Annotated in this window: 36 protein-coding genes; all 36 read right to left on the bottom strand. The window is 39.3% G+C overall.

Annotated elements, in window-relative coordinates:
• Window positions 1-10: 10 nt before the first annotated feature.
• The 36 genes from carA to rpoC all read right to left on the bottom strand — a co-directional run bounded on the left by carA (window position 11) and on the right by rpoC (window position 24,064).
• Window positions 11-1,102, bottom strand: a complete 1,092-nt coding sequence (gene carA, locus ACYVHJ_RS18665) for a carbamoyl-phosphate synthase small subunit (protein ID WP_460517818.1) — start codon at window positions 1,100-1,102, stop codon at window positions 11-13.
• A gap of 133 nt (window positions 1,103-1,235) precedes the next feature.
• The gene (gene rplQ / locus ACYVHJ_RS18660; RefSeq protein WP_339901318.1) at window positions 1,236-1,796 is read right to left on the bottom strand and encodes a 50S ribosomal protein L17; all 561 of its coding nucleotides are present in this window, start codon (window positions 1,794-1,796) and stop codon (window positions 1,236-1,238) included.
• 6 nt (window positions 1,797-1,802) lie between these two features.
• Window positions 1,803-2,792, bottom strand: coding sequence for a DNA-directed RNA polymerase subunit alpha (locus ACYVHJ_RS18655; protein WP_303613604.1), 990 nt, complete (start codon window positions 2,790-2,792; stop codon window positions 1,803-1,805).
• A gap of 32 nt (window positions 2,793-2,824) precedes the next feature.
• Window positions 2,825-3,430, bottom strand: a complete 606-nt coding sequence (rpsD, locus tag ACYVHJ_RS18650) for a 30S ribosomal protein S4 (RefSeq protein ID WP_339901322.1) — start codon at window positions 3,428-3,430, stop codon at window positions 2,825-2,827.
• Window positions 3,431-3,447: 17 nt separating this feature from the next.
• A complete protein-coding gene (rpsK, locus tag ACYVHJ_RS18645; protein ID WP_014020645.1) occupies window positions 3,448-3,846 on the bottom strand; it encodes a 30S ribosomal protein S11 in 399 nt (132 codons plus the stop codon).
• A gap of 15 nt (window positions 3,847-3,861) precedes the next feature.
• Window positions 3,862-4,239 (bottom strand): 30S ribosomal protein S13, encoded by a 378-nt coding sequence (gene rpsM / locus ACYVHJ_RS18640; RefSeq protein ID WP_014020644.1) that lies wholly within the window; start codon window positions 4,237-4,239, stop codon window positions 3,862-3,864.
• A 5-nt stretch (window positions 4,240-4,244) separates the two neighbouring features.
• On the bottom strand, window positions 4,245-4,361 hold the full coding sequence (gene ykgO / locus ACYVHJ_RS18635) for a type B 50S ribosomal protein L36 (RefSeq protein WP_009053196.1): 117 nt from the start codon (window positions 4,359-4,361) through the stop codon (window positions 4,245-4,247).
• 49 nt (window positions 4,362-4,410) lie between these two features.
• Window positions 4,411-4,629, bottom strand: coding sequence for a translation initiation factor IF-1 (gene infA / locus ACYVHJ_RS18630; RefSeq protein ID WP_014020643.1), 219 nt, complete (start codon window positions 4,627-4,629; stop codon window positions 4,411-4,413).
• A gap of 2 nt (window positions 4,630-4,631) precedes the next feature.
• Window positions 4,632-5,405 (bottom strand): type I methionyl aminopeptidase, encoded by a 774-nt coding sequence (map, locus tag ACYVHJ_RS18625; protein WP_460517809.1) that lies wholly within the window; start codon window positions 5,403-5,405, stop codon window positions 4,632-4,634.
• Window positions 5,406-5,407: 2 nt separating this feature from the next.
• Window positions 5,408-6,724 (bottom strand): preprotein translocase subunit SecY, encoded by a 1,317-nt coding sequence (gene secY / locus ACYVHJ_RS18620; protein WP_339903619.1) that lies wholly within the window; start codon window positions 6,722-6,724, stop codon window positions 5,408-5,410.
• Between the two features lie 3 nt (window positions 6,725-6,727).
• On the bottom strand, window positions 6,728-7,174 hold the full coding sequence (gene rplO / locus ACYVHJ_RS18615; RefSeq protein WP_339903620.1) for a 50S ribosomal protein L15: 447 nt from the start codon (window positions 7,172-7,174) through the stop codon (window positions 6,728-6,730).
• 55 nt (window positions 7,175-7,229) lie between these two features.
• The gene (gene rpmD, locus ACYVHJ_RS18610) at window positions 7,230-7,409 is read right to left on the bottom strand and encodes a 50S ribosomal protein L30 (RefSeq protein WP_014020639.1); all 180 of its coding nucleotides are present in this window, start codon (window positions 7,407-7,409) and stop codon (window positions 7,230-7,232) included.
• 4 nt (window positions 7,410-7,413) lie between these two features.
• Entirely contained in the window at window positions 7,414-7,932 is a 519-nt protein-coding gene (rpsE, locus tag ACYVHJ_RS18605) for a 30S ribosomal protein S5 (protein WP_014020638.1), read from the bottom strand.
• Window positions 7,933-7,937: 5 nt separating this feature from the next.
• Window positions 7,938-8,288: a 50S ribosomal protein L18 gene (rplR, locus tag ACYVHJ_RS18600; RefSeq protein ID WP_014020637.1), complete on the bottom strand. Its 351-nt coding sequence runs from the start codon at window positions 8,286-8,288 to the stop codon at window positions 7,938-7,940.
• Between the two features lie 7 nt (window positions 8,289-8,295).
• Window positions 8,296-8,853 (bottom strand): 50S ribosomal protein L6, encoded by a 558-nt coding sequence (rplF, locus tag ACYVHJ_RS18595; protein ID WP_339903622.1) that lies wholly within the window; start codon window positions 8,851-8,853, stop codon window positions 8,296-8,298.
• Between the two features lie 9 nt (window positions 8,854-8,862).
• Complete coding sequence (rpsH, locus tag ACYVHJ_RS18590; protein WP_303613610.1) at window positions 8,863-9,258, bottom strand: 30S ribosomal protein S8; 396 nt, start codon at window positions 9,256-9,258, stop codon at window positions 8,863-8,865.
• 83 nt (window positions 9,259-9,341) lie between these two features.
• A complete protein-coding gene (rpsN, locus tag ACYVHJ_RS18585; protein ID WP_303613611.1) occupies window positions 9,342-9,611 on the bottom strand; it encodes a 30S ribosomal protein S14 in 270 nt (89 codons plus the stop codon).
• A 2-nt stretch (window positions 9,612-9,613) separates the two neighbouring features.
• Window positions 9,614-10,174, bottom strand: coding sequence for a 50S ribosomal protein L5 (rplE, locus tag ACYVHJ_RS18580; protein ID WP_303613612.1), 561 nt, complete (start codon window positions 10,172-10,174; stop codon window positions 9,614-9,616).
• A complete protein-coding gene (gene rplX, locus ACYVHJ_RS18575; protein ID WP_014020632.1) occupies window positions 10,167-10,511 on the bottom strand; it encodes a 50S ribosomal protein L24 in 345 nt (114 codons plus the stop codon). Before rplX ends, rplE begins: the two co-directional genes overlap by 8 nt.
• Before the next feature lie 2 nt (window positions 10,512-10,513).
• On the bottom strand, window positions 10,514-10,882 hold the full coding sequence (gene rplN, locus ACYVHJ_RS18570; RefSeq protein WP_014020631.1) for a 50S ribosomal protein L14: 369 nt from the start codon (window positions 10,880-10,882) through the stop codon (window positions 10,514-10,516).
• Window positions 10,883-10,885: 3 nt separating this feature from the next.
• The gene (rpsQ, locus tag ACYVHJ_RS18565; protein ID WP_303613613.1) at window positions 10,886-11,149 is read right to left on the bottom strand and encodes a 30S ribosomal protein S17; all 264 of its coding nucleotides are present in this window, start codon (window positions 11,147-11,149) and stop codon (window positions 10,886-10,888) included.
• Between the two features lie 8 nt (window positions 11,150-11,157).
• Window positions 11,158-11,352, bottom strand: a complete 195-nt coding sequence (gene rpmC, locus ACYVHJ_RS18560) for a 50S ribosomal protein L29 (RefSeq protein ID WP_339903623.1) — start codon at window positions 11,350-11,352, stop codon at window positions 11,158-11,160.
• 4 nt (window positions 11,353-11,356) lie between these two features.
• On the bottom strand, window positions 11,357-11,779 hold the full coding sequence (gene rplP, locus ACYVHJ_RS18555; RefSeq protein ID WP_014020628.1) for a 50S ribosomal protein L16: 423 nt from the start codon (window positions 11,777-11,779) through the stop codon (window positions 11,357-11,359).
• A 20-nt stretch (window positions 11,780-11,799) separates the two neighbouring features.
• Window positions 11,800-12,537 carry a 30S ribosomal protein S3 gene (rpsC, locus tag ACYVHJ_RS18550; RefSeq protein ID WP_014020627.1) on the bottom strand — a complete coding sequence of 246 codons (738 nt, stop codon included), beginning with the start codon at window positions 12,535-12,537 and terminating at the stop codon, window positions 11,800-11,802.
• Window positions 12,538-12,540: 3 nt separating this feature from the next.
• Window positions 12,541-12,930: a 50S ribosomal protein L22 gene (gene rplV, locus ACYVHJ_RS18545; protein WP_014020626.1), complete on the bottom strand. Its 390-nt coding sequence runs from the start codon at window positions 12,928-12,930 to the stop codon at window positions 12,541-12,543.
• Between the two features lie 2 nt (window positions 12,931-12,932).
• A complete protein-coding gene (rpsS, locus tag ACYVHJ_RS18540) occupies window positions 12,933-13,211 on the bottom strand; it encodes a 30S ribosomal protein S19 (protein ID WP_460517794.1) in 279 nt (92 codons plus the stop codon).
• Between the two features lie 2 nt (window positions 13,212-13,213).
• Window positions 13,214-14,038, bottom strand: coding sequence for a large ribosomal subunit protein uL2 (rplB, locus tag ACYVHJ_RS18535; RefSeq protein WP_460517791.1), 825 nt, complete (start codon window positions 14,036-14,038; stop codon window positions 13,214-13,216).
• Window positions 14,039-14,051: 13 nt separating this feature from the next.
• A complete protein-coding gene (gene rplW / locus ACYVHJ_RS18530) occupies window positions 14,052-14,339 on the bottom strand; it encodes a 50S ribosomal protein L23 (protein ID WP_339901539.1) in 288 nt (95 codons plus the stop codon).
• 4 nt (window positions 14,340-14,343) lie between these two features.
• Window positions 14,344-14,973 (bottom strand): 50S ribosomal protein L4, encoded by a 630-nt coding sequence (gene rplD / locus ACYVHJ_RS18525; RefSeq protein ID WP_339901537.1) that lies wholly within the window; start codon window positions 14,971-14,973, stop codon window positions 14,344-14,346.
• Between the two features lie 4 nt (window positions 14,974-14,977).
• A complete protein-coding gene (gene rplC / locus ACYVHJ_RS18520) occupies window positions 14,978-15,610 on the bottom strand; it encodes a 50S ribosomal protein L3 (protein ID WP_041934668.1) in 633 nt (210 codons plus the stop codon).
• 246 nt (window positions 15,611-15,856) lie between these two features.
• Complete coding sequence (gene rpsJ, locus ACYVHJ_RS18515; protein ID WP_014020620.1) at window positions 15,857-16,162, bottom strand: 30S ribosomal protein S10; 306 nt, start codon at window positions 16,160-16,162, stop codon at window positions 15,857-15,859.
• Window positions 16,163-16,173: 11 nt separating this feature from the next.
• The gene (gene fusA / locus ACYVHJ_RS18510; protein ID WP_460517785.1) at window positions 16,174-18,321 is read right to left on the bottom strand and encodes an elongation factor G; all 2,148 of its coding nucleotides are present in this window, start codon (window positions 18,319-18,321) and stop codon (window positions 16,174-16,176) included.
• Between the two features lie 6 nt (window positions 18,322-18,327).
• Complete coding sequence (gene rpsG, locus ACYVHJ_RS18505) at window positions 18,328-18,795, bottom strand: 30S ribosomal protein S7 (RefSeq protein WP_014020618.1); 468 nt, start codon at window positions 18,793-18,795, stop codon at window positions 18,328-18,330.
• Between the two features lie 22 nt (window positions 18,796-18,817).
• Window positions 18,818-19,201 (bottom strand): 30S ribosomal protein S12, encoded by a 384-nt coding sequence (gene rpsL / locus ACYVHJ_RS18500; RefSeq protein WP_014020617.1) that lies wholly within the window; start codon window positions 19,199-19,201, stop codon window positions 18,818-18,820.
• Between the two features lie 151 nt (window positions 19,202-19,352).
• On the bottom strand, window positions 19,353-19,682 hold the full coding sequence (locus ACYVHJ_RS18495; RefSeq protein WP_460517780.1) for a DUF3467 domain-containing protein: 330 nt from the start codon (window positions 19,680-19,682) through the stop codon (window positions 19,353-19,355).
• Between the two features lie 71 nt (window positions 19,683-19,753).
• A complete protein-coding gene (gene rpoC, locus ACYVHJ_RS18490; RefSeq protein WP_460517777.1) occupies window positions 19,754-24,064 on the bottom strand; it encodes a DNA-directed RNA polymerase subunit beta' in 4,311 nt (1,436 codons plus the stop codon).
• Between the last annotated feature and the right edge of the window lie 41 nt (window positions 24,065-24,105).

Below are 24,105 nucleotides of genomic sequence, written 5' to 3'. Positions count from 1 at the left end.
GGTTAATGAATTATTTCTGAATTTGTGAAATAAATTGATCAAATAAATACCTTGAATCTTGTGGCCCGGGAGAACTCTCCGGGTGATACTGAACAGAAAATGCCGGTTTATTGGTAAGTTTAATACCTGCAACCGTACCATCATTTAAGTGGTAATGAGTTATTTCCAATTCTTTATTGTTATCAATATCATCTTTATTCACCACAAAACCATGATTCTGAGAGGTAATTTCGCTTTTACCTGTCAAAATATTTTTGATTGGGTGGTTGAGGCCTCGATGACCATGATGCATTTTGTAAGTTCCTACACCACAAGCTCTAGCCAGAATCTGGTGGCCAAGACAAATGCCAAAGAGTGGTTTACCCAAAGTTAAAATTTCTTTGGTGGTATCTACAGCATATTCCATTACTGCAGGATCCCCAGGCCCATTGGAAAGGAAGTAAGCATCCGGATTCCATTTTTCCATTTCCTGCAGACTGGTTTTGGCAGGATAAACCTGACAATAGACACCTCTGTCTACAAGGCAACGTAAAATATTACGTTTGATCCCATAATCTACACAAGCGACTTTAAGGGGCGCATCAGGTTCCCCTATAAAGTAAGGGCTTTTGGTAGAGACGGTTGAAGAAAGTTCAAGCCCATTCATATCCGGCACCTTGGCCAATTCGGCCTTTAGGCTTTCTACATCTTCATATTCTGAACTAATGATGGCATTCATTGCTCCTTTAGACCGAATATGCCTTACCAATTTCCGTGTATCTACATCAGCAATACCGGTAATATTATGATGTTCTAGATATTCTTGAAGAGAGGATTTAGCATCTACTCTACTGTAAATATTGGAGAAGTCATTGACCACAATTCCTGCAATCAAAGGCGCTTCAGACTCTGATTCTTCATCAATCACACCGTAATTTCCTATGTGAGGTGTGGTATTGACAATAATTTGCCCAGTATAGGATGGGTCTGTATAAATCTCTTGATAGCCGGTCATCCCTGTATTGAAACAGATTTCACCTCCATTGGTGCCATGGCTACCAACAAGGCTTCCGGTAAACACAGTACCATCAGCTAAAAGAAGTATTGCTTTTTTCTTTTTCATATCAAATTTTGCTATGCAAATTTAAGAATTTTCTAATTTGTAGAAAGCTTTCGGCCAAAAGGATATAAAAAAAGGGACTGAACAAAAAGTCCAATCCCTATTAAATATTAAAGAAAGAATCGCATAGATTAAATTACTCTGCTTTTTTATCTTCATCCTTATTTTCAGTCGTTTCATCCGAAACATCTGCAGAAGCGTCTGCTTCAGGTGTTTTTTCAGCTTCAGGACTTTCTTTAGCTTCAGTAGTAGTAGCAGCTTCAGCTGTTCCTTTTCCAGAACCTCTTCTACTTCTTCTACTTGCTTTCTTAACAGGTTTGTCCTCTTTCAACATTAATTCGTTGAAATCCACCAATTCAATGATACACATTTCAGCGTTATCACCCAATCTAAAACCAGTTTTGATAATCCTTGTATATCCACCTGGACGGTTACCAACTTTCTCTACTACTTCTCCGAAAAGAAGTTTGATGGCTTCCTTGTTTCTAAGGTAGCTAAATGTTATCCTTCTATTGTGAGTAGTATCTTCTTTGGCCTTAGTGATCAAAGGTTCGATATATTTCCTCAACTCTTTGGCTTTGGCAAGGGTGGTACTGATACGCTTGTGTTCCAAAAGAGACTTGGCCATATTCGAAAGCATGGCCTTTCTATGTGAGGCGGTTCTACCCAAATGGTTAAATTTCTTACCGTGTCTCATTTTTAATTATTCTTCATCAAGTTTATACTTAGACAGATCCATACCGAAGGTCAAGCCTTTTTCCTGGATTAGTTGTTCCAATTCTGCCAAAGATTTCTTACCAAAGTTCCTGAATTTCATCATGTCAGAAATTTCAAGTTTGGCCAGATCTCCAAGACTCTTTACATCAGCAGCTTTCAAACAGTTGTAAGCTCTGACAGAAAGATCCAAATCGCTCAAAGAAGTTTTAAGCAGTTTCCTCATGTGAAGGTATTCTTCATCAATTGGTTCGATGGCACCACTTCCGGGAGCATCGATAACCATTGTTTGATCAGAAAACAACATGAAGTGTTGAATCAATATCTTGGCAGATTCTTGTAGGGCTTTTTCAGGATGTATAGATCCGTCAGTGCTAACTTCCATGATCAATTGCTCATAGTCAGTCTTTTGCTCCACCCTGGTATTTTCGATCCTGTATTTTACATTCTTAATAGGTGTAAAAACAGCATCTACAGAAATAGTACCATAAATCTGTTCTTTAGGCTTGGATTCTTCTGCTGGAAGGTATCCTCTACCTTTATCAATGGTAAGTTCTATTTCAAGGTTTTTTGATTTATCCAAGTGACATATGACCAAATCAGGATTCAAAACTTCAAAAGAGGTTGTGTATTTGGCAATATCACCTGCTGTAAAAACATCCTGATTTTTTACTTCCACTGTAATTTTATTATCAATGGCATCATGGATCTTTTTAAATCTAACCTGCTTAAGGTTAAGGATAATATCTGTAACGTCTTCAACCACTCCCTCAATACTGGAGAATTCATGTACTACACCGGGTAATTTAACGGCTGTAATAGCATATCCTTCCAGTGAAGACAAAAGAATCCTTCTGAGGGCATTTCCGATGGTAACCCCGTACCCTTTTTCAAGTGGCTTAAAGGTAAACAGTCCGTGAAAATCGTCTGCTTTTTCCATTACCACTTTCTCTGGCATTTGAAATGCTAATATGGACATATCTTTTATTCTTTTTATAGGAATGTAAATGATTACTTAGAGTACAATTCAACGATAAGTTGTTCTTTAATGTTCTCAGGAATATCTTCTCTTAAGGGAACACTTACAAACTTACCACTTAGGGACCCATTGTCCCATTCCAACCAACTGTATCTGGTTGTTCCTTTGCCTCTTAAACTTTCGGTTATTGCTTCCAAAGATTTAGATTTCTCTCTAACAGCAACAACATCACCTGGCTTCAATTGGAATGAAGGAATGTTAACAACAGTACCATTTACAAGAATATGCTTATGGGATACCAATTGACGAGCTCCTCTTCTGGTTGGAGCAATTCCAAGTCTATAAACCGAGTTATCCAAACGACCTTCCAACAACTGCAACAAGTTTTCACCGGTAACTCCTTTTTTCCTGGAAGCGGTATCAAACATTTTAGCAAATTGTCTTTCCAATACACCATAGATGTATTTGGCCTTTTGTTTCTCCATCAATTGAATGGCGAATTCAGACTGTTTTTTACGTCTTCCTCTGCCATGCATTCCCGGAGGATAATTTTTCTTTTGAAGCACTTTGCTTTGCCCTTCAATGGGCTCGCCAAATTTTCTGGCAATTTTTGCTTTTGGACCTCTATATCTAGCCATGCTATATTTTCTTTAAATTAAACTCTTCTGCGTTTTGGAGGACGACAACCGTTGTGAGGTAGTGGAGTAACATCAGTTATAGTAGTTACATCCAATCCTACATTTTGTAGGGTTCTGATAGCAGATTCTCTACCCGCTCCAGGACCTTTCACAAATACTTCGATCTTTCTCAGACCGAGGTCATACGCAACCTGCCCACAGTTTTGAGCAGCCATTTGAGCAGCATAAGGAGTATTCTTCTTAGAACCCCTGAATCCCATCTTACCAGCAGAAGCCCAAGAAATCACTTGTCCTGAATTGTTGGTAATGGAAATAATGATATTGTTGAAAGAAGCTTTGATATGGGCCTGTCCCACAGCTTCAACTTTAACAACCCGCTTCTTAGCCTTTGTCTTTTCGTTTCTTTTCTGAGCCATAATCTATGTCAGGATTTATTTAGTCGCTTTCTTCTTGTTGGCAACAGTTTTTCTCTTACCTTTTCTGGTTCTGGCGTTGTTTTTAGTTTTTTGGCCACGAACGGGAAGTCCCTTTCTGTGTCTCAAACCTCTATAACAACCAATATCCATCAACCTCTTGATACTCAACTGTACTTCAGATTTAAGTACACCTTCAGTCTTGAATTCTTCAGAAATGATATTCCTGATAGCAGTAGATTCATCATCTGTCCACTCTCCGGCTTTCTTGTCTAAAGAAATACCTGCTTTATCTAGTATGGCTTTAGCCGTACTTCTGCCGATACCAAAAATATAGGTAAGGCCTATTACACCACGTTTATTGTCCGGTATATCGACACCTGCAATTCTAGCCATAGTATTTAACCTTGTCTTTGTTTAAACTTCGGATTCTTTTTGTTGATGACATAAAGCTTTCCTTTTCTTCGGATCACTTTGCAGTCAGCACTTCTTTTCTTAATAGATGCTTTAACTTTCATATCAATACTAATTTTCCTATTTGATACTCCTTAATCGCTCCCTATCACCTTACTTGTATCGATAGACAATTCTACCTTTGGTAAGATCATAAGGGGACATTTCTAACTTAACCTTATCTCCGGGCAAAATTTTGATGTAGTTCATCCGCATCTTTCCGGAAATATGTGCAATCAATTGGTGACCATTCTCAAGTTCCACCTTAAACATTGCATTAGACAATGCTTCAACGATGGTACCGTCCTGTTCAATAGATGCTTGTTTAGCCATAATTAAAATTTATAATTCTCTTCTATAAAACGATGTGTTGTCAAGATTTCGGTTCTATCCTCTAGTATCGCTACAGTGTGTTCATAATGAGCAGAAGGCTTTCTGTCAGCAGTCCTGATCGTCCAGCCATCTCGTTCTTGAACCACATTACGGGTACCCAGGTTAACCATTGGCTCTATTGCTATCACCATCCCTCCTTTAAGTTTGGCCCCACTCCCTCTTTTTCCCCAATTGGGAACTTCAGGTGATTCGTGCAGCTGCTTACCAACTCCATGACCTACTAATTCTCTAACAACAGTATATCCTTTTGCTTCTACAAATTTTTGTATTGCATTACCGATATCACCAACACGGTTACCAAAAACCGCTTTTTCTATCCCTAAATAAAGGGATTCCTTTGTAGCTTTTAAAAGTGCAATCGTTTTGGGAGAAACTTCACCAACAGGGTAAGTATAAGCGGAATCGCTATGAAAACCTTGGTGAAAGACTCCACAATCTATTGAGATTATATCGCCATCTTTCAATTGATATTGACTTGGAAATCCGTGAACAACAACTTCGTTCACAGAAATACAAAGTGAAGCCGGGAAACCATTGTATCCTTTAAAGGAAGGAATGGCCTTGTTATCCCGGATGTATTCTTCAGCAATTTTATCTAAATAAGAGGTCTTTACCCCTTCTTTCACGTTTTTGGCTACTTCACCGTGCGCTTTTCCTAAGATCAGCGCACTTTCTTTAATTATTTCAATTTCTTCTTCAGACTTAAACTGTATCATATTTAAGCCACTGCATAACTTGAAGGATCATTTTTCATGTTTCCACTTTTCATCATGCCTTCGTAATGTCTCATCAACAAGTAACTTTCTATCTGTCGAAGTGTATCCAAGATAACTCCTACCATAATCAACAATGAGGTACCTCCATAAAATTGGGCAAACTCACTACTAACTCCTGCAATGATGGCGAATGCCGGCATAATCGCTACAAGGGCTAGCAAGATAGATCCTGGTAAAGTAATTCTAGAAATTATATTGTCAATGAAATCAGCTGTTGGTCCACCAGGCTTAATTCCTGGAACAAAACCGCCATTTCTTTTCATATCTTCTGCAATTTGTTCCGGGTTAACGGTAATAGCAGTATAGAAAAAGGTGAAAAGAATAATCATTACAGCAAAGACAAGATTGTATTGCCAAGAGGTGAAATCACTAAAGGTAGTTCCTATATAGGAGGCTATATCACTGTCTTCTGCCCAAATTTGAGCAATCAAAGCCGGCAAAAACATCAAGGATTGGGCAAAGATAATGGGCATCACACCAGAAGCATTCACTTTGATAGGAATGTACTGACGTTGTCCGCCATATACTTTGCCTCCAACAACTTGCTTGGCATACTGCACAGGAATTCTTCTGACTGCTTCTGTGAGTGCTACGACTCCTACTACAACGAAGAATAGAATGACAGCTTCTAGAAGCAATAACAAGATACCTCCGCCACCTTTGGATAAACTCTCAGAGATAATCGCTCCGGGAAGGGCGGATATGATACCAATCATGATCAACATGGAAATACCATTTCCTATTCCTTTTTCAGTAATCTTCTCGCCTATCCACATACAGAACATTGTTCCGGCGGTCAATAAGACAAGAGCAGAGGTCATGAAAAGGGTTTTATTAATAACGATGGCTTCATCAGGAATGGTGGCAGTAATATAGCCAACACCTTGAGCTAAGGTTATTAGAATGGTTAGCACTCTGGTAATCTGATTGATTCTCTTCCTACCGGACTCACCTTCTTTTTGTAATTTTTGAAAATAGGGTACGCCAACAGTCAGCAATTGCAATACAATTGAAGCAGATATATAGGGCATGATACCCAAGCCAAAGATGGACGCCCTACTGAAAGAACCACCTAAAAAGGTATCAATCAATCCGAATATACCAGAGGCAGCCTCTCCAAGGCGACTTGGATCAACACCTGGTAAGACGACAAAGGATCCTATTCTAAAAACAATTAGCAAACCAATTGTATTTAAGATTCTGATTCTTAAATCCTCAATCGAAAAGATGTTCTTTACTGTTGTAATAAACTTTTTCATGTATTAAATCTTATTTACAGATCCTCCAACTTTTTCAATCGCCGCTATGGCACTAGCAGAGAAACTGTGGGCACTTACATTTAATTTTGAAGTAAGTTCGCCTCTTCCTAGGACTTTTACAAGATCTTTTTTGGAAACTAAGCCATTTTCATGTAAAACATCAAAATCTATACTATCAATATTAAGCTTTTCAGCCAATTCTTGGATAGTATCAAGATTTACGGCTTGATAGGCAACCCTATTGTGATTAGTAAATCCAAATTTTGGTACCCTACGTTGAAGAGGCATTTGCCCACCTTCAAAACCTAGTTTGGTTTTGTAACCAGACCTGGATTTCGCACCTTTATGACCTTTAGTGGATGTACCTCCTCTTCCAGATCCTTGACCTCTACCGATCCTTTTTCTGGTTTTTGTGGAGCCTTCCGCTGGTTTTAATGTATGTAATTTCATTTTACTTAGATTTTCGATTGGTTTAAAAATTGAACAACTTCAAAGCCGGTCAATTTTAAACTTCTTGTACCTTAACTAGATGGCTAATTTTTTGGATCATACCTTGTAACTGTGGAGTATTTTCTTTTTCTACAGTTTTGTTGATCTTGCCTAATCCTAAAGCAGTAATGGTAGCTTTTTGGGATTTTGGTCTATTGATTGTACTCCGTATTTGAGTAATTTGTAGTTTTGCCATTTTCCTAACCGTTAAAAACTTTAGAAATTTTAACCCTTCTCTGTTGAGAAACAGCAATAGCATCTCTCAATTTCATAAGCGCTTCGATTGTCGCTTTAACCACATTGTGTGGGTTGGAAGAACCTTTAGATTTGGCAAGAATGTCTGTATATCCAGCACTTTCCAATACGGCACGCATAGAACCACCGGCCAATACTCCAGTACCAGGGGCAGCAGGTTTAATCAAAACCAGTCCGCCACCATACTTACCCAACTGTTCGTGAGGGATCGTACCTTTAAGCAATGGAACTTTAATCAAATTCTTCTTAGCATCTTCTATACCTTTGGTTATGGCATCTGTTACCTCATTGGCTTTACCTAAGCCATAACCAACGACTCCATTACCATCACCAACAACAACGATTGCAGAAAAGGAGAATCTACGTCCACCTTTCACAACCTTTGCTACACGATTGATGGCAACAACTTTTTCGGTTAATTCTGTATCTGTAGCCCTGATGGGTCTTTTACTTACTTGGGACATAATGATTAAAATTTAAGGCCTCCTTCTCTGGCACCTTCTGCCAAAGCTTTTACATTTCCATGATAAAGATATCCACTTCTGTCAAAAACAACTTCGTTCAACCCATTGGAAACAGCTTTCTCAGCTAATTTTTTACCAACTTCTTTAGAAACAGATACATTTACATTCTTTTTAGCACCCAATTCTTTGGATGAAGCTGCTGCAAGAGTTTGACCTTTCAAATCGTCAATCAATTGTGCGTATATTCCTGTGTTACTTTTGAACACAGAAAGTCTTGGCCTGGCATCAGTACCTGAAATTTTCCTTCGGATACCTCTCTTAATTCTCAGTCTTCTAGTTTTTTTCTTGAAAGCCATCTTCTAATTATTTTTTAGCGGCAGTTTTACCAGCTTTACGTCTAATATTTTCACCTACAAACCTTACACCTTTACCTTTGAAAGGTTCAACTTTACGTAGTGATCTTATTTTAGCAGCTACCTGACCTATTAATTCTTTGTCGATACTCTCTAAAGTAACCAAAGGGTTTTTACCTTTAGGGGTTTCTGTTTTGACAGCAACTTCTTCAGGGACCATCAAAAAGATGTTATGTGAATATCCCAGAGAAAGCTCAAGAATTTGACCTTGATTTGTGGCTTTATAACCCACACCTACCAGTTCCAATTCTTTTTTGTAACCTTCGCTTACACCTATTACCATATTATTTAGCAATGAACGATATAGTCCATGCAATGATTTATGGCGTTTAGAGTCCGTTGGTCTTTTAATGACCAAGTTACCTTCTTCATTTCCTACTGCAAAATCAGGATGTACATCCTGAGTCAGCGTACCTTTGGGACCTTTAACAGTTATCTGATTATGATCAGCAACGTCTACAGTCACACCCGCAGGTAGATTTATCGGTTTTTTACCTATTCTAGACATATCAATTTATTAGTAAACGTAACAAAGCACTTCGCCACCAATTCCTTCAACTCGGGCTTCTTTGTCAGTCATCACTCCTTTTGACGTAGAAAGAATTGCAATTCCCAAACCATTGATTACTCTAGGAAGAGATTCTTTATCTACATATTTTCTTAAACCTGGCTTACTTACTCTTGTAAGGTTTACAATGGAATTAACTTTTGTTTGAGGATTGTACTTTAGGGCTATTTTGATAGTTCCCTGTGGTCCATCTTCAACAAATTTATAATTCTGAATGTACCCTTTATCATGAAGAACTTTAGTAAGTTCTTTTTTCATGTTAGAAGCAGGTATTTCTACTATCCGGTGAGTTGCCTTAATGGCATTCCTCAACCTGGTTAGATAATCAGCTATTGGATCAGTCATATTTGTATTAGTCTAACTACAAAACCCTAACGGGCCTGCAAAGTTACACAATGAAATTAAGAATAAAAACTATTATATAATTTTTACCAGCTAGACTTGGTTACACCCGGAATTTTACCAGCAGAAGCCATTTCTCTAAAAGTAACCCGATTGATTCCAAATTTTCTCATATATCCTTTCGGACGGCCGGTAAGTTTGCAACGATTGTGAAGTCTTACTGGTGAAGCATTTTTTGGAAGTTTATCCAATGCTTCGTAATCACCTGCTGCTTTAAGTTCCGCGCGCTTCTGGGCGTACTTGGCCACCATGCGTTCTCTTTTTCTTTCGCGGGCTTTTATCGATTCTCTTGCCATGATTATGCTTCTTTATTGTTATTTACGAATGGCATTCCCAGAGACTTCAACAATGCATGTGCCTCTTCATCAGTTTTTGCGGTAGTCACCAAAGTGATGTCCATACCAGAAATCCTGTTGACTTTCTCAATACTGATTTCAGGGAAAATAATTTGTTCTGTTACGCCCAAAGTATAATTTCCTCTTCCATCAAAACCTTTGTCAGAAATGCCTTTAAAGTCCCTTACTCTTGGAAGTGCGATACTTACCAAACGATCAAGGAATTCATACATTTTATATCCTCTAAGTGTCACTTTTGCACCGATAGGCATTCCATCTCTCAACTTAAAGTTAGAGATAGAATTTTTTGCTTTGGTTGCAACAGCTCTCTGACCGGTAATCAAAGTAAGTTCTTCAACACCTTGATCTACGAGTTTTTTGTCTGCTACAGCTGCACCAATACCTTTGTTCAATACAATTTTGGTCAACTTAGGAACTTCCATCACACTCTGAAATTGAAATTTATCTTTCAATTCAGATTTGATTTCGCTATCGAATTTTTCTTTTAATCTAGGTTTAGCCATTGATCACCTCCCCGGTTTTCTTAGAGTACCTTACTAATTTTCCGTCCTCATCCTTTTTTCTACCTATTCTAGTAGCTTCTCCACTTTTAGGATCCACTAACTTAAGGTTACTGATATGGATGGGAGCCTCTTTCTTTTCTATACCGCCTTGAGGAGAGTTGGTGGTTGGTTTGATATGTTTGGTTACCATATTCAAACCTTCTACGATTGCTCTTCTTTTGGCTCGGTCAACAGAAAGGATCTTACCTTTGTTGCCTTTATCATCTCCTGCGATTACCAATACGGTATCTCCGGTTTTGATATGCAATTTGGGTTGTTTATTAAATTTTCTTTCCATGATTACAATACTTCAGGGGCTAACGATACAATTTTCATAAACTGCTTTTCCCTAAGTTCCCTGGCAACTGGGCCGAAAATACGGGTTCCTCTAGGTTCGTCATTGTTATTTAAAAGCACAGCCGCATTGTCTTCAAATCGAATATACGAACCATCTTTTCTGCGGACTTCTTTTTTAGTCCTTACAATTACCGCTTTAGAAACGGTACCTTTTTTCATATTACTGGATGATAGGGCTGATTTCACAGTGACTACAACCTTGTCTCCAATAGAGGCATACCTTCTTTTGGTACCTCCCAAAACACGGATTACAAGTACTTCTTTTGCACCTGAATTATCCGCTACACTTAATCTGGATTCTTGCTGTATCATGATTTATAATGCCCTTTCTATTATTTCAACCAATCTCCAACGTTTGCTCTTACTCAGCGGACGAGTCTCACTGATTTTCACCAAGTCTCCTTGCTTACAATCATTGTTTTCGTCATGAGCCATGAATTTGGTAGTTTTACCAACAAATTTACCGTAAATAGGGTGTTTTACTCTACGCTCTACCGCTACGGTTATGGACTTATCCATTTTGTTGCTAACTACCTTTCCTATTCTTTCTTTACGAAGGTTTCTATCTGTAGTAGCCATTTTGTTTCTTATTTAGCTAGTTGTTTGGCTCGTAAAAATGTATTCAACCTAGCAACCAAACGCCTTGATTCTCTTATTCTATTTGGATTCTCTATAGGGGATATGGCATGAGCAAAACGTAATTTTGTCAAGTTCTCCCTCTCCGCTTCAATGCGGGTCTTTATTTCGCTCTCATTAAGAGCGTTGATTTCAGAATTTTTCATCAGCTTATGATCCAACGTAATCTCTACGTACGATAAATTTTGTGCTTACAGGAAGCTTTTGTTGTGCTAATCTAAGGGCTTCCTGTGCAACTTCCACAGAAACACCAGTAGCTTCAAAAAGGATTGTTCCCGGCTTGATAACTGCTACCCAGTACTCCGGAGCTCCTTTACCTTTACCCATCCTTACCTCTGCAGGCTTTTTAGTGATCGGTTTATCTGGAAATATTCGGATCCAAACTTGTCCTTCCCTTTTCATTGCTCTTGTCATTGCAATACGGGCAGCTTCTATTTGTCTCGAAGTGATCCATCCAGGCTCAAGGGATTTGATGCCGAAATTACCAAAGGCCAAAGTATGACCTCTTTGGGCAATTCCTTTGATCCTCCCTTTATGCATTTTTCTAAATTTCGTTCTTCTTGGCTGTAACATGATTGCTCAGTTAAGGATTTTTAGTTGTTTCTTTTTCTTCTCTTAGGCCCACCTTCTCTTCTTCTTCTGTTGCCTGAAGGAGCATTTCCTTTGGAATCATTGCTTAGCCCGGCGTTTGGAGACAAGTCTCTTTTACCGTATACTTCACCTTTGAAAATCCAAACTTTGATACCTATTTTACCATAGACAGTTTGTGCTTCAGAAAGCGCATAATCCACATCTGCACGAATAGTGTGCAAAGGAATTCTACCTTCTTTGTACATTTCAGACCTGGCCATTTCAGCACCACCTAATCTTCCGGAAAGTTTTACTTTGATTCCTTCAGCGCCTACTCTCATGGTAGCAGCAATAGATTGCTTCATCGCTCTCCTAAAAGAAATCCTGGCTTCCAATTGCTGTGCAATGGACTCGCCAACTAACTTAGCATCTAATTCAGGACGTTTGATTTCAAATATGTTGATTTGAATATCTTTATCTGTAATTTTCTTAAGTTCTTCCTTAAGCTTGTCTACCTCAGATCCACCTTTACCAATAACTACACCCGGACGGGCCGTTTGGATGGTTAGGGTAATCCTCTTTAGAGTCCTTTCAATAATTACCTTGGAAATACCTCCTTTGGGTATTCTGGCAAAGACGTACTTTCTGATATTCTGGTCTTCATAAAGCTTATCAGCGAAATCGCGTCCTCCATACCAGTTAGAGTCCCACCCCTTAATGATACCAAGCCTTAAACCAATTGGGTTAACTTTTTGTCCCATATTTTAGTTTACTTTTTCATTTGATTCAACAATATCAGCGGTAACATCTCCTTCAACGGAGTCTACTACTAGCGTTACATGATTTGATCTTTTACGGATTCTATGAGCTCTACCCTGAGGTGCAGGTCTAAGCCTTTTTAACATCCTACCTCCATCTACAGAGATGGTCTTTATATACAAATCGGCATCTTCAAGCTTTTCATCAGGGTTTTTCGCTTGCCAGTTGGCAATAGCGGATAACAATAATTTTTCGAGCCTGATAGATCCGTGATTAGGCGTAAATTTCAAGATGCTTAATGCCTGACCAACTTTTTTTCCCCTTACTAGATCCGCAACCAGACGCATCTTTCTGGGAGAGGTAGGAACATTGTTTAATTTTGCTATAGCTTCCATGATTATCTCTTTCCTTTATCTTTTTTGGCAATGTGTCCACGGAAATTCCTAGTAGGTGCAAATTCACCTAGTTTATGTCCGACCATATTGTCAGTCACAAATACAGGGATAAACTTGTTTCCATTATGCACTGCAAAGGTTAGTCCTACAAAATCTGGAGAAATCATCGACCTCCTGGACCAGGTTTTGATCACAGATTTCTTCCCGGATTCGTTCATGCCATCCACTTTCTTTAACAAATGGTGCTCTATATATGGGCCTTTTTTTAACGAACGTGCCATGTTTACTTAGTTCTTCTGCTAATGATAAATTTATTGGAGTACTTTTTAGGCGAACGAGTCTTCTTGCCTTTAGACAACAAGCCTGTTCTAGATCGTGGGTGACCTCCTGAAGAACGGCCTTCACCACCACCCATTGGGTGATCTACAGGGTTCATCGCCACACCTCTGGTACGAGGTCTTCTTCCCAGCCATCTCTTACGACCGGCTTTTCCTAATACTACATTCATATGGTCACCATTAGAAACAGTACCAATTGTAGCTTTACATGCACCCAAAACCACTCTCATTTCGCCAGAAGGTAATTTTAGGGTAACGTATTTTCCTTCTCTAGCCAAAAGTTGGGCATATCCGCCGGCACTTCTAGCCATCGCTCCACCTTTACCAGGCTTAAGCTCAATGTTATGAATGATAGTACCCAAAGGAATATCTCTCAAATACAGGGTATTGCCTACTTCCGGACTTGCGCCTTCGCCAGTAAGTACTGTCTGGCCAACTTCAAGTCCTTCAGGAGCAATCATATATGCTTTAGAACCATCCTTGTAAAACAACAAAGCTATCCTTGCCGTTCTGTTTGGATCGTATTCTATAGTTTTAACTACTGCAGGAATGCCTTCTTTATTTCTTTTGAAATCAACAATCCTAAGTCTCTTTTTATGTCCGCCTCCCAGATACCTGGAGGTCATTTTACCACTATGATTCCTGCCACCGCTTTTCTTCAAAGGTGCCAAAAGGCTTTTCTCCGGTTTAGATGTGGTGATTTCATCAAATGAAGGCGCCACTCTAAAACGGGTACCAGGAGTTACAGGTTTTAATTTTTTAACTGCCATTGCTCTGATTCAATTAAATTTCTCCGTAAAAATCAATGATTTCTCCTTCTGCTACCTGTACCATTGCCTTTTTGAAAGTGTTGGTATAACCAGAAACAATCTTTGCTTTGGTGTACCTCGTCTTTTTCTTTGCAGCATAGCGCATGGTGCGTACTTCAACCACCTTGACACCGTACATTTTCTCTACAGCATCTTTTATTTGAGGCTTATTTGCAGTTTTTTCAACCACAAATCCATATACCCCACGTTCGTTCATGGCTGAGATCTTTTCTGTAATTAAAGGTCTTTTTAAAATATCCATGATTTTACTTCGATAAAAGGGTTTCTAACTTACTTACTGCACCTTCGCAAAGAACTAAACTATCAGCATCAAGAAGTTCGTAAGTGTTTAACTCACTGAATACCCTTACTTTTGCTTTTTGTACATTCCTTGAAGACAAATAAACATTTGGATTATTTTCACCAACTACTAATAATGTCTTTTTATCAGATAAAGATAATTTAGACAATAGATTGATATAATCTTTGGTCTTAGGTGCATCAAAAACCAAATCTTCTAAAACTACCAAGCCGTTTTCTTTGGCTTTGTAAGTCAAGGCAGATTTTCTGGCAACCTGCTTCATTTTCTTATTTAACTTAAAAGAATAGTCTCTAGGCTTTGGCCCAAATACTCTTCCTCCTCCTCTGAATATCGGAGATTTGATAGACCCTGCTCGAGCACTACCCGTACCTTTTTGCTTTTTAATCTTTTTGGTAGAACCTGCAATTTCAGCTCTCTCCTTAGATTTATGCGTTCCTTGTCTTCTATTGGCCAAATACTGTTTTACATCCAAGTATATGGCATGATCATTCGGCTCTACAGCGAAAATATCATCAGAGAGCGTGATCTTCCTGCCGGTATCTTCACCGGTTTGTTTTAATATTGCTAATTCCATCTTATTACTTCTCTAGAATCACAAAAGAATTTTTGGCTCCCGGTATAGAACCACTAACTAATAGCAAGTTCTTTTCAGGATATATTTTAAGTACTTTTAAGTTAAGTACTTTGACCCTGTTACCACCGGTTCTTCCTGCCATTCTCATGCCTTTAAAAACCCTTGAGGGCCAAGAGCAAGCACCGATAGAACCTGGATGACGTTGTCTGTTGTGCTGACCGTGAGTTGCCCCACCAACACCAGCAAAACCATGACGCTTAACCACACCCTGGAAACCTTTTCCTTTAGATGTTCCTATAGCATCAATAAAATCGCCCTCAACAAAGATCTTGTCAGATACCACAGTTTTACCCATGTCAACCTGACCTTCGAATTCCACTCTGAAATCCCTAAACTCAACAACTTTCTGCTTAGGTGTCGTACCGGCCTTCTTGAAATGGCCGATTAATGGCTTAGGCGTATTTTTTTCTTTACGCTCACCATAAGACAACTGTACAGCGTTGTACCCGTCTGTTTCTACATTTTTTACTTGCGTAACTACGCAAGGACCAGCTTCTATTAACGTGCATGCGACATTTCGTCCATCGGCACTAAAAATACTAGTCATTCCGATTTTCTTACCTATTATTCCAGACATCTTTGGATATATGATATACAATGATTCACAAGTGTATACACACCTGTCCCCTTTAAAGGATTGCAAAGTTAGCAATTTAATTTCAGGTAACAAATTGCAACATGAATATTTTCAAACAATTAGCTTAGTAAAGCCCCATGAACAGTCGAAAATTTCAAGCCCTGAGAAAAACAAAACAAAAAATTTGCTCAAAAAAAAACCTATACCGGTAACGGTATAGGTTTTTACTCGTGCGAAGCAGGAAGATCACACCTTGATTTCTACATCCACTCCACTTGGAAGTTCGATTTTCATCAAGGCATCTACTGTTTTGGAACTATTAGAGTAGATATCTACCAATCTCTTATAAGTACACAACTGAAATTGCTCTCTCGCTTTTTTGTTTACGTGAGGAGATTTCAAAACAGTGAATTTTTCTTTCTTCGTTGGAAGTGGAATAGGACCCACAACTACTGCACCTGTAGATTTTACAGCTTTAACGATTTTCTCTGATGACTTGTCCACCAGACTATGATCGTATGACTTTAATTTTATTCTGATTTTTTGATTCATGTTCGATTATTTTAAGCCTTCTCCCCTTTTACTTTAGCAATAATAGCCTCGGCAATATTGTTAGGAACAGGGTCATAATGTGAGAAAGTAAGTGAGGCGGATGCCCTACCGGATGAAATGGTTCTCAAATCTGTTACATAGCCAAACAGTTCTGACAAAGGAACGGATGACTTGATAACAGAAGAAACACCTTTGGTATCCATTCCTTTCATCAAACCTCTTCGTCGGTTTAAGTCACCTGTAACAGGTCCTGTATACTCTTCAGGAGTAACTACTTCCACTGCCATAATTGGCTCTAACAATTGAGGCTTACATTTTTTGGCTGCTTCTTTGAAACCTAATCTTGCTGCCATTTCAAATGACACCGCATCTGAATCCACATCATGGAAAGAACCATGGAACAACCTTACTTTCATCGCTTCAACAGGATATCCGGCCAATGGTCCATTTTTCATCGACTCTGCAAAACCCTTCTGAATTGAAGGAATAAATTCTCTAGGAATTACCCCCCCAACGATTCCATTCACAAACTCCAATCCAGGCTTGACTTCTCCGGTTTCTTCATCTGCTTCTTTTGGTCCAATCTCGAACACAATGTCTGCAAATTTACCTTTACCACCTGTCTGCTTTTTGTACACTTCTTTGTGCTCAACACTTGCAAAAAGCGCTTCTTTGTATGCTACCTGAGGAGCACCTTGGTTAATCTCAACTTTAAACTCACGCTTAAGTCTGTCAATGATGATTTCTAAGTGAAGTTCACCCATACCTCTCAAAATAACCTGACCTGTTTCATGGTCCGTATTTACATGAAGGGTAGGATCTTCCTCAACAAGCTTGGCAATCGCCATACCTAATTTATCAACATCGGCTTGCGTTTTTGGCTCAATTGCATAACCAATTACAGGCTCAGGGAAAGTCATTTCCTCAAGAATAACTTTGCTCTTTTCATCACAAAGGGTATCTCCTGTTTTTATATCTTTAAAACCAACACCAGCACAAATGTCTCCAGCTTCAACCTTATCAATAGGGTTTTGCTTGTTAGAGTGCATTTGTAGCAATCTTGATATTCTTTCTTTTTTACCTGTTCTGGAGTTGTAAACGTAAGAACCTGAGTCCAGCTTACCCGAATACACTCGCATAAATGCCAAACGACCTACAAATGGGTCAGTAGCAATCTTAAATGCTAAAGCAGCAAAAGGTTCATCACTATCCGCGTGTCTCAATACAGCCTCTTCAGAGTCAGGATTAGTACCTTTCACCGGAGGCAAATCCAAGGGTGAAGGTAAATAGGCCATCACTGCATCCAATAAAGCCTGAACTCCTTTATTTTTAAAGGCAGAACCACATAAAACAGGAGAGAAATCCATATTGATCACAGCCTTTCTAATGGCATCCATCATTTCTTCTTTGGTGATGGAATCTTCATCCTCAAAGAATTTCTCCATCAACTCATCATCATAAGAAGCTACCTGCTCTATTAGGCTTTGTCTGTATTCAGAAACGGTTTCTTTAAGGTCCTCAGGAATATCAATGACTTTGTAAGTCATTCCCTGATCTTCCTCATTCCACACGATGGCCTGATTGGTAATAAGATCAACTACACCCTTGAAGGTATCTTCAGCTCCAATAGGAATCTGAAGGGGAACAGGTTTAGCACCTAATTTATCTTTAATTTCATTTACGGCATTAAAAAAATCAGCTCCCGCACGATCCATTTTGTTTACAAAGCAGATTCTTGGAACGTGGTATTTGTCAGCTTGTCTCCAAACTGTTTCGGACTGAGGTTCAACACCTGACACTGCACAAAATAAAGCGACAGCACCATCCAAAACACGAAGGGATCTTTCTACCTCTACGGTAAAATCCACGTGACCGGGAGTATCAATCAAATTGACCTGATAGTCCTTGGTGTTAGGTAATGCCTGGCCCTGAAGGGTTGGATATTTCCACGTAGTGGTAGTAGCAGCAGAAGTAATAGTAATCCCCCTTTCCTGCTCTTGTTCCATCCAGTCCATAGTGGCAGCTCCATCGTGTACTTCACCAATTTTGTGAGACAAACCGGTATAATACAAGATACGCTCGGAAGTAGTTGTTTTTCCGGCGTCAATGTGAGCCATTATACCTATATTTCTTAAATATTTTAAGTCTTTCTTAGCCATTGCCTATTAAAATCTAAAATGCGAGAATGCTTTATTGGCTTCCGCCATTCTATGCGTGTCGTCTTTTTTCTTTACAGCTGCTCCTTCACCCTTGGAAGCCGAGATGATCTCTCCAGCTAACCTATCCATCATGGTTTTTTCACCTCTTTTTCTAGCAAAAGTGATCATCCACTTTATACCTAAGGAAATTTTTCGATCAGGCCTTACTTCCAAAGGTACCTGGAAAGTTGCACCCCCAACCCTACGACTCTTTACCTCTACAGCAGGAGTAATATTGTTAAGCGCTTTTTTCCAAACCTCAAGACCATTCTCACCTACTTTCTCTTCTACTTTGCCTATGGCATCATAAAATATCCTGTAAGCAATACTTTTCTTACCATCCACCATTAGACAATTGACAAACCTGGTGACCAAAGTGTCATTGAATTTGGGGTCAGGAAGAATATACCTCTTTTTTGGTTTCGCTTTTCTCATTTTATTCTGTTATTAAATTATGTTATTTTTTAGCGGCCTTTGGTCGCTTAGCCCCATATTTAGAGCGTCCCTGCTTACGGTCTTTTACACCCGCAGTATCCAATGCTCCTCGAATAATGTGGTATCGAACTCCCGGTAAATCTTTCACCCTTCCACCTCGGATCAACACAATTGAGTGTTCCTGTAGGTTGTGTCCTTCTCCTGGGATGTAAGCGTTGACTTCTTTACCATTGGTCAATCTAACCCTAGCCACTTTTCTCATGGCAGAATTAGGCTTCTTTGGCGTAGTAGTGTACACACGGGTACACACACCTCTCCTTTGAGGACATGCATCCAGAGCCCTTGACTTGGACGTGCTCTCTAGAGTGGTTCTACCTTTTCTAACTAACTGTTGTATAGTAGGCATTAATAGATAAATTAATTAATCTGCTTTAAACTTATAAAATTTGGATTGCAAAGGTAACCAAATCAATAAAACAAACAAAATTAAGGAGTTATAATTTCTATGACTCAAATCAACTATCTTTTCGATTTATTGAATTATGGAATCTCTTTCTCTAAGCCTCTCCTAATGTTCCTCCAAAGTTCATTGGAAATTGAGGCGCATCTTTGCCTCCTTCAATCTTTCCAAAGGCTTTTTCATATTTCTCGATATTGTCTTTCAGTGCCTGCAAAAGACGTAAAGCATGATCGGGAGTCATAATAATCCTAGATTTTACCTTAGCCTTAGGTATTCCGGGCATCAATCGAATAAAATCCACTACAAACTCAGAGTTTGAATGGGCAATCATCGCCAAATTGGAATATATACCTTCAGCTATCTCATCAGTAAGCTCTATATTGATTTGCTGCTTTTGTTGTTGCTCTGCTTTTTTATCATCTTCCATCTCAAATGTCAATTAAGATAAAAAAAGGTCTGCTCTACTAAGCAGACCTTTTGTATTTAGGAATTATTTATTTATTTAATTGTCTCACGAACTTTCTTGTTACCTACCTCTTTCTCTGCAGTCAACACTTCATATTCTTCCTTCGATCCTACAATCAAATTGTTGAATTTTCGCTGTCCTGTCCCTGCTGGAATTAGGTGACCAACAATTACATTCTCTTTAAGTCCTAGCAACTCATCTCTTTTACCCCTTATGGCAGCTTCACTAAGTACTTTAGTGGTCTCCTGGAAAGAGGCGGCAGAAATAAAGCTTTCTGTTCCCAAAGAGGAAGCAGTAATACCTTGCAAAGTAGGTCTGGATACTGCTGTTTGGGCATCTCTCACTTGTACCAACTTAAGATCTTTTCTCTTAAGGCTGGAATTTTCATCTCTCAATCTTCTTGCGTTAATGATCATTCCCGGTTTTAAGGTATTTGAATCTCCAATTTCAACCACCACCTTCTTGTCAAGAATCATGTCGTTTTCCTCACGGAAAGCCCATTTGTCAACAATCTGGTTTTGAAGGAATCCTGTATCACCTGCATCAAGGATTTCTACTTTCTGCATCATTTGGCTAACGATCACCTCAATGTGTTTGTCATTGATTTTTACACCTTGTAAACGATAAACCTCCTGGATCTCATTCACCAAATATTCTTGGACAGCTGTTGGCCCTTTGATGGACAATATGTCATTTGGAGTAATAGCACCATCAGAAAGTGGCTCACCGGCTCTGATAAAGTCATTTTCTTGAACCAAGATATGCTTGGATAGAGATACCATGTATCTTTTCTTAACGCCATCTTTGGATTCAATAAAGATTTCTCGATTACCTCTTTTGATCCCTCCGTATTGTACAACACCATCAATCTCAGATACTACTGCAGGATTGGAAGGGTTCCTTGCTTCAAAAAGCTCGGTAACTCTTGGTAGACCACCGGTAATATCTCTGGTTTTACCAACAGATCTAGGAATTTTTACAAGAATTTGGCCCGCTTTCACCTCTTCACCCTTTTCAACAGAAAGGTGAGCGCCAACAGGAATATTGTAAGCCTTGGACTCATCCCCATGTTCTACCACTACAGCAGGGTTTTTCGTTTTGTCCTTGGTATCAATAATTACTTTTTCTCTATAGCCCGTTTGATCATCAGCTACTTCCTTATAGGTAATTCCTTCAAGGATTGCCTCAAAATCCACCTTACCGTCAAACTCAGAAAGAATAACGGCATTGTAGGGATCCCAAGTACATAGGGAATCACCTTTGGCTATCTTCTGACCATCTTTTACATTAAGGATGGCTCCGTATGGAACATGATTTGAAACCAAAGTTTTTCCTGATTTCACATCATTGATCTTTATTTCTCCGGATCTACCCATTACAATGGAAACATCGTCTCCATCTTTGTTGGTAGTTTTGATCCAACGTAGCTCTTCTTCAAACTCTACAATCCCTTCAAATTTAGAGTTGATATTTGCTTCTACTGAAATATTGGAAGCCGTACCACCTACGTGGAAGGTTCTTAAGGTCAACTGAGTACCCGGCTCACCAATTGATTGAGCGGCAATTACACCTACAGATTCTCCTACTTGAACAATATTTCCGGTGGTAAGGTTACGGCCATAACATTTACAGCATACCCCTCTTCTGGTCTCACAAGTCAATACAGAGCGTATCTCTACCTCCTCTACTGCAGACTCATCAACTTTTTTGGCAATATCATCAGTAATTTCCTCACCGGATTCAATGATCATCTCATCTGTCAATGGATCGATAACATCGTGAACAGCAATTCTACCAACAATACGTTCTGATAACGGCTCAACGATTTCGTCATTGTCCTTCAAAGCTTGTACCACAAGCCCCCTTAAAGTACCACAATCCTCTTCAGATACGATCATGTCCTGGGCTACATCTACCAGCCTCCTGGTTAAGTAACCGGCATCTGCTGTTTTAAGTGCGGTATCAGCAAGACCCTTACGAGCACCGTGGGTAGAGATAAAGTATTCCAATACATCCAAGCCTTCTTTAAAGTTAGAAAGAATTGGGTTTTCAATAATCTCACCAACTGATCCTTGAAGGTTTTTCTGCGGTTTGGCCATCAGACCACGCATACCACCAAGCTGCCTGATTTGCTCTCTGGAACCACGAGCCCCTGAGTGCATCATCATATAGATAGCGTTAAAACCTTGGTTGTCTTCCTCCATCTGACGCATTAAAATATTGGTCAGATTAGAGTTGGTTCTTGTCCAAATATCGATTACCTGGTTGTACCGCTCATTATCAGTGATCAATCCCATCAAATAGTTGTTCCAAACCTGATCTACTTCAGAAGTAGCCTTGGAAATCAATGGATCTTTATCATCAGGAATAATTACATCATCAAGCCCCATGGACAAGCCTCCTTTAAAGGCAGTTTGGAAACCTAAGTGTTTGATATCATCCAAGAATTGCGCTGAACGAGCAATTCCACATATTTTAACCACTTCAGCAATAATTTGTTGAAGTTTTTTCTTAGTCAATAATTCATTTACAAATCCAACCTCTTCCGGTACAAACTGGTTGAAGATAAGTCGACCGGCAACAGTCTCGATTAACTCTTCAACAAGCGAACCGTCTTCTTTTCTTACCTTGACTTTACATTTAATGTAAGCATGTTTAGAAATGGCTTGTTCATTAAGGGCAATCAATACTTCTTCCAGACCATAAAAGGTCATGCCTTCTCCTGCAACCTTATTTTCTTCGGTTGACCTCATTCCTTTGGTTACATAGTACAATCCCAAAACCATATCCTGAGAAGGTACGGTAATTGGCGCACCATTGGCCGGGTTGAGGATATTATGTGAGGAAAGCATCAATGTAGAAGCTTCTAAAATGGCTTCATGCCCTAGAGGCACGTGAACAGCCATCTGATCACCATCAAAATCCGCATTAAAGGCTGTACATACCAATGGATGCAGCTGAATAGCTTTACCTTCAATCAATTTAGGTTGGAAAGCCTGAATACCTAACCTGTGCAGAGTTGGGGCACGGTTTAGCAATACAGGATGGCCTTTCAGCACGTTTTCCAAAATATCCCAAACAACCGGATCTTTTCTGTCTACAATTTTCTTCGCAGATTTTACGGTCTTAACTATACCTCTTTCTATCAGTTTTCTGATAATAAAAGGTTTGAAAAGTTCGGCCGCCATATTTTTCGGTAATCCACATTCATGTAGTTTTAGCTCAGGCCCTACCACAATCACTGATCTTCCGGAGTAATCAACCCTTTTCCCTAAAAGGTTTTGGCGAAACCTACCTTGCTTACCTTTCAACATATCTGAAAGGGATTTCAAGGCCCTGTTTCCATCTGATCTTACCGCATTGACTTTCCTAGAATTATCAAACAAGGAATCAACCGCTTCCTGAAGCATTCTTTTTTCGTTCCTAAGAATTACTTCCGGAGCTTTAATATCGATCAGTCGTTTAAGTCTATTGTTTCTGATAATAACCCTTCTGTAAAGGTCATTCAAATCAGAAGTTGCAAACCTACCACCATCAAGAGGCACCAAAGGTCTAAGCTCAGGTGGAATAACAGGCACCATGCGCACAATCATCCATTCAGGCCTGTTCTCAATTCTTGTTCTGGCATCTCTAAAGGCTTCAACAACCTTCAATCGCTTCAATGCTTCAGCTTTCCTTTGCTGAGATGTATCAGTAGCAGCTTGGTGCCTTAAACTGTATGAAAGGTCATCTAAATCCAATCTTGCCAAAAGCATTTCAAGGGCTTCAGCCCCCATCTTGGCAATAAATTTATTAGGATCTTCATCATCCATCATTTGGTTTTCCTTAGGAAGCTTGTCCATAATATCGAGGTATTCATCCTCTGTAAGGAAATCCAAGTATTGTAAACCATCATCGGCTTTGATACCGGCATTGATGACTACATACCTTTCATAATAAACGATTTGATCCAGTTTTTTAGTAGGCAATCCCAATAGGTAACCAATCTTATTGGGAAGGGACTTGAAATACCATATATGGGCAACAGGAACAACCAATTCAATATGGCCCATGCGCTCCCTACGAACTTTCTTTTCGGTAACTTCTACTCCACACCGGTCGCAGATAATTCCTTTATACCTAATGCGCTTGTATTTCCCACAATGACATTCCCAGTCTTTTACCGGCCCAAAAATTCGCTCACAAAACAATCCACCCATTTCAGGCTTGTAGGTTCTGTAATTGATCGTTTCAGGTTGTGTAACCTCACCATGAGAACTGTCCAAGATGGACTCAGGTGAAGCCAAACTAATGGTGACTCTGGAAAAGTCGTTGTTTAGTTTTTTATTTTTTCTGAACGCCATAGTTTTTATATGTAATTGAAGACCTCTAAGGCCTAATGGTT

The sequence above is a fragment of the Cyclobacterium sediminis genome (assembly GCF_054781075.1).
Note: the sequence above shows the minus strand (reverse complement) of the source record. Positions and strands in the feature narration are given on the sequence as shown.

Coding starts and splice junctions, on each gene's coding strand:
- rplF (WP_339903622.1), bottom strand. CDS start 8,853: ATGTCTAGAATAGGTAAAAAACCGATAAATCTACCTGCGGGTGTGACT.
- rpsH (WP_303613610.1), bottom strand. CDS start 9,258: ATGACTGATCCAATAGCTGATTATCTAACCAGGTTGAGGAATGCCATT.
- rpmD (WP_014020639.1), bottom strand. CDS start 7,409: ATGGCAAAACTACAAATTACTCAAATACGGAGTACAATCAATAGACCA.
- rpsD (WP_339901322.1), bottom strand. CDS start 3,430: ATGGCTAGATATAGAGGTCCAAAAGCAAAAATTGCCAGAAAATTTGGC.
- rplX (WP_014020632.1), bottom strand. CDS start 10,511: ATGGAAAGAAAATTTAATAAACAACCCAAATTGCATATCAAAACCGGA.
- rpsG (WP_014020618.1), bottom strand. CDS start 18,795: ATGAGAAAAGCGAAACCAAAAAAGAGGTATATTCTTCCTGACCCCAAA.
- rplC (WP_041934668.1), bottom strand. CDS start 15,610: ATGTCTGGAATAATAGGTAAGAAAATCGGAATGACTAGTATTTTTAGT.
- rpoC (WP_460517777.1), bottom strand. CDS start 24,064: ATGGCGTTCAGAAAAAATAAAAAACTAAACAACGACTTTTCCAGAGTC.
- ACYVHJ_RS18495 (WP_460517780.1), bottom strand. CDS start 19,682: ATGGAAGATGATAAAAAAGCAGAGCAACAACAAAAGCAGCAAATCAAT.
- rplD (WP_339901537.1), bottom strand. CDS start 14,973: ATGGAATTAGCAATATTAAAACAAACCGGTGAAGATACCGGCAGGAAG.
- rpsS (WP_460517794.1), bottom strand. CDS start 13,211: ATGGCACGTTCGTTAAAAAAAGGCCCATATATAGAGCACCATTTGTTA.
- map (WP_460517809.1), bottom strand. CDS start 5,405: ATGATACAGTTTAAGTCTGAAGAAGAAATTGAAATAATTAAAGAAAGT.
- rpsM (WP_014020644.1), bottom strand. CDS start 4,239: ATGGCTAGAATTGCAGGTGTCGATATACCGGACAATAAACGTGGTGTA.
- rplW (WP_339901539.1), bottom strand. CDS start 14,339: ATGGATATTTTAAAAAGACCTTTAATTACAGAAAAGATCTCAGCCATG.
- rpsE (WP_014020638.1), bottom strand. CDS start 7,932: ATGTCCCAAGTAAGTAAAAGACCCATCAGGGCTACAGATACAGAATTA.
- ykgO (WP_009053196.1), bottom strand. CDS start 4,361: ATGAAAGTTAAAGCATCTATTAAGAAAAGAAGTGCTGACTGCAAAGTG.
- rpsK (WP_014020645.1), bottom strand. CDS start 3,846: ATGGCTCAGAAAAGAAACGAAAAGACAAAGGCTAAGAAGCGGGTTGTT.
- infA (WP_014020643.1), bottom strand. CDS start 4,629: ATGGCTAAACAAGCATCTATTGAACAGGACGGTACCATCGTTGAAGCA.
- fusA (WP_460517785.1), bottom strand. CDS start 18,321: ATGGCTAAGAAAGACTTAAAATATTTAAGAAATATAGGTATAATGGCT.
- rplO (WP_339903620.1), bottom strand. CDS start 7,174: ATGAAATTACATACATTAAAACCAGCGGAAGGCTCCACAAAAACCAGA.
- rplV (WP_014020626.1), bottom strand. CDS start 12,930: ATGGAAGCTATAGCAAAATTAAACAATGTTCCTACCTCTCCCAGAAAG.
- rpsC (WP_014020627.1), bottom strand. CDS start 12,537: ATGGGACAAAAAGTTAACCCAATTGGTTTAAGGCTTGGTATCATTAAG.
- ACYVHJ_RS18655 (WP_303613604.1), bottom strand. CDS start 2,792: ATGTCCATATTAGCATTTCAAATGCCAGAGAAAGTGGTAATGGAAAAA.
- carA (WP_460517818.1), bottom strand. CDS start 1,102: ATGAAAAAGAAAAAAGCAATACTTCTTTTAGCTGATGGTACTGTGTTT.
- rplE (WP_303613612.1), bottom strand. CDS start 10,174: ATGGCTAAACCTAGATTAAAAGAAAAATTCGATAGCGAAATCAAATCT.
- rplQ (WP_339901318.1), bottom strand. CDS start 1,796: ATGAGACACGGTAAGAAATTTAACCATTTGGGTAGAACCGCCTCACAT.
- secY (WP_339903619.1), bottom strand. CDS start 6,724: ATGAAAAAGTTTATTACAACAGTAAAGAACATCTTTTCGATTGAGGAT.
- rpsJ (WP_014020620.1), bottom strand. CDS start 16,162: ATGAATCAAAAAATCAGAATAAAATTAAAGTCATACGATCATAGTCTG.
- rpsL (WP_014020617.1), bottom strand. CDS start 19,201: ATGCCTACTATACAACAGTTAGTTAGAAAAGGTAGAACCACTCTAGAG.
- rplP (WP_014020628.1), bottom strand. CDS start 11,779: ATGTTACAGCCAAGAAGAACGAAATTTAGAAAAATGCATAAAGGGAGG.
- rpsQ (WP_303613613.1), bottom strand. CDS start 11,149: ATGGCTACTACAGATAGAAACCTTCGTAAAGAAAGAATAGGAAAGGTA.
- rplB (WP_460517791.1), bottom strand. CDS start 14,038: ATGGCAGTTAAAAAATTAAAACCTGTAACTCCTGGTACCCGTTTTAGA.
- rplR (WP_014020637.1), bottom strand. CDS start 8,288: ATGGCTTTCAAGAAAAAAACTAGAAGACTGAGAATTAAGAGAGGTATC.
- rpsN (WP_303613611.1), bottom strand. CDS start 9,611: ATGGCAAGAGAATCGATAAAAGCCCGCGAAAGAAAAAGAGAACGCATG.
- rpmC (WP_339903623.1), bottom strand. CDS start 11,352: ATGAAAAATTCTGAAATCAACGCTCTTAATGAGAGCGAAATAAAGACC.
- rplN (WP_014020631.1), bottom strand. CDS start 10,882: ATGATACAGCAAGAATCCAGATTAAGTGTAGCGGATAATTCAGGTGCA.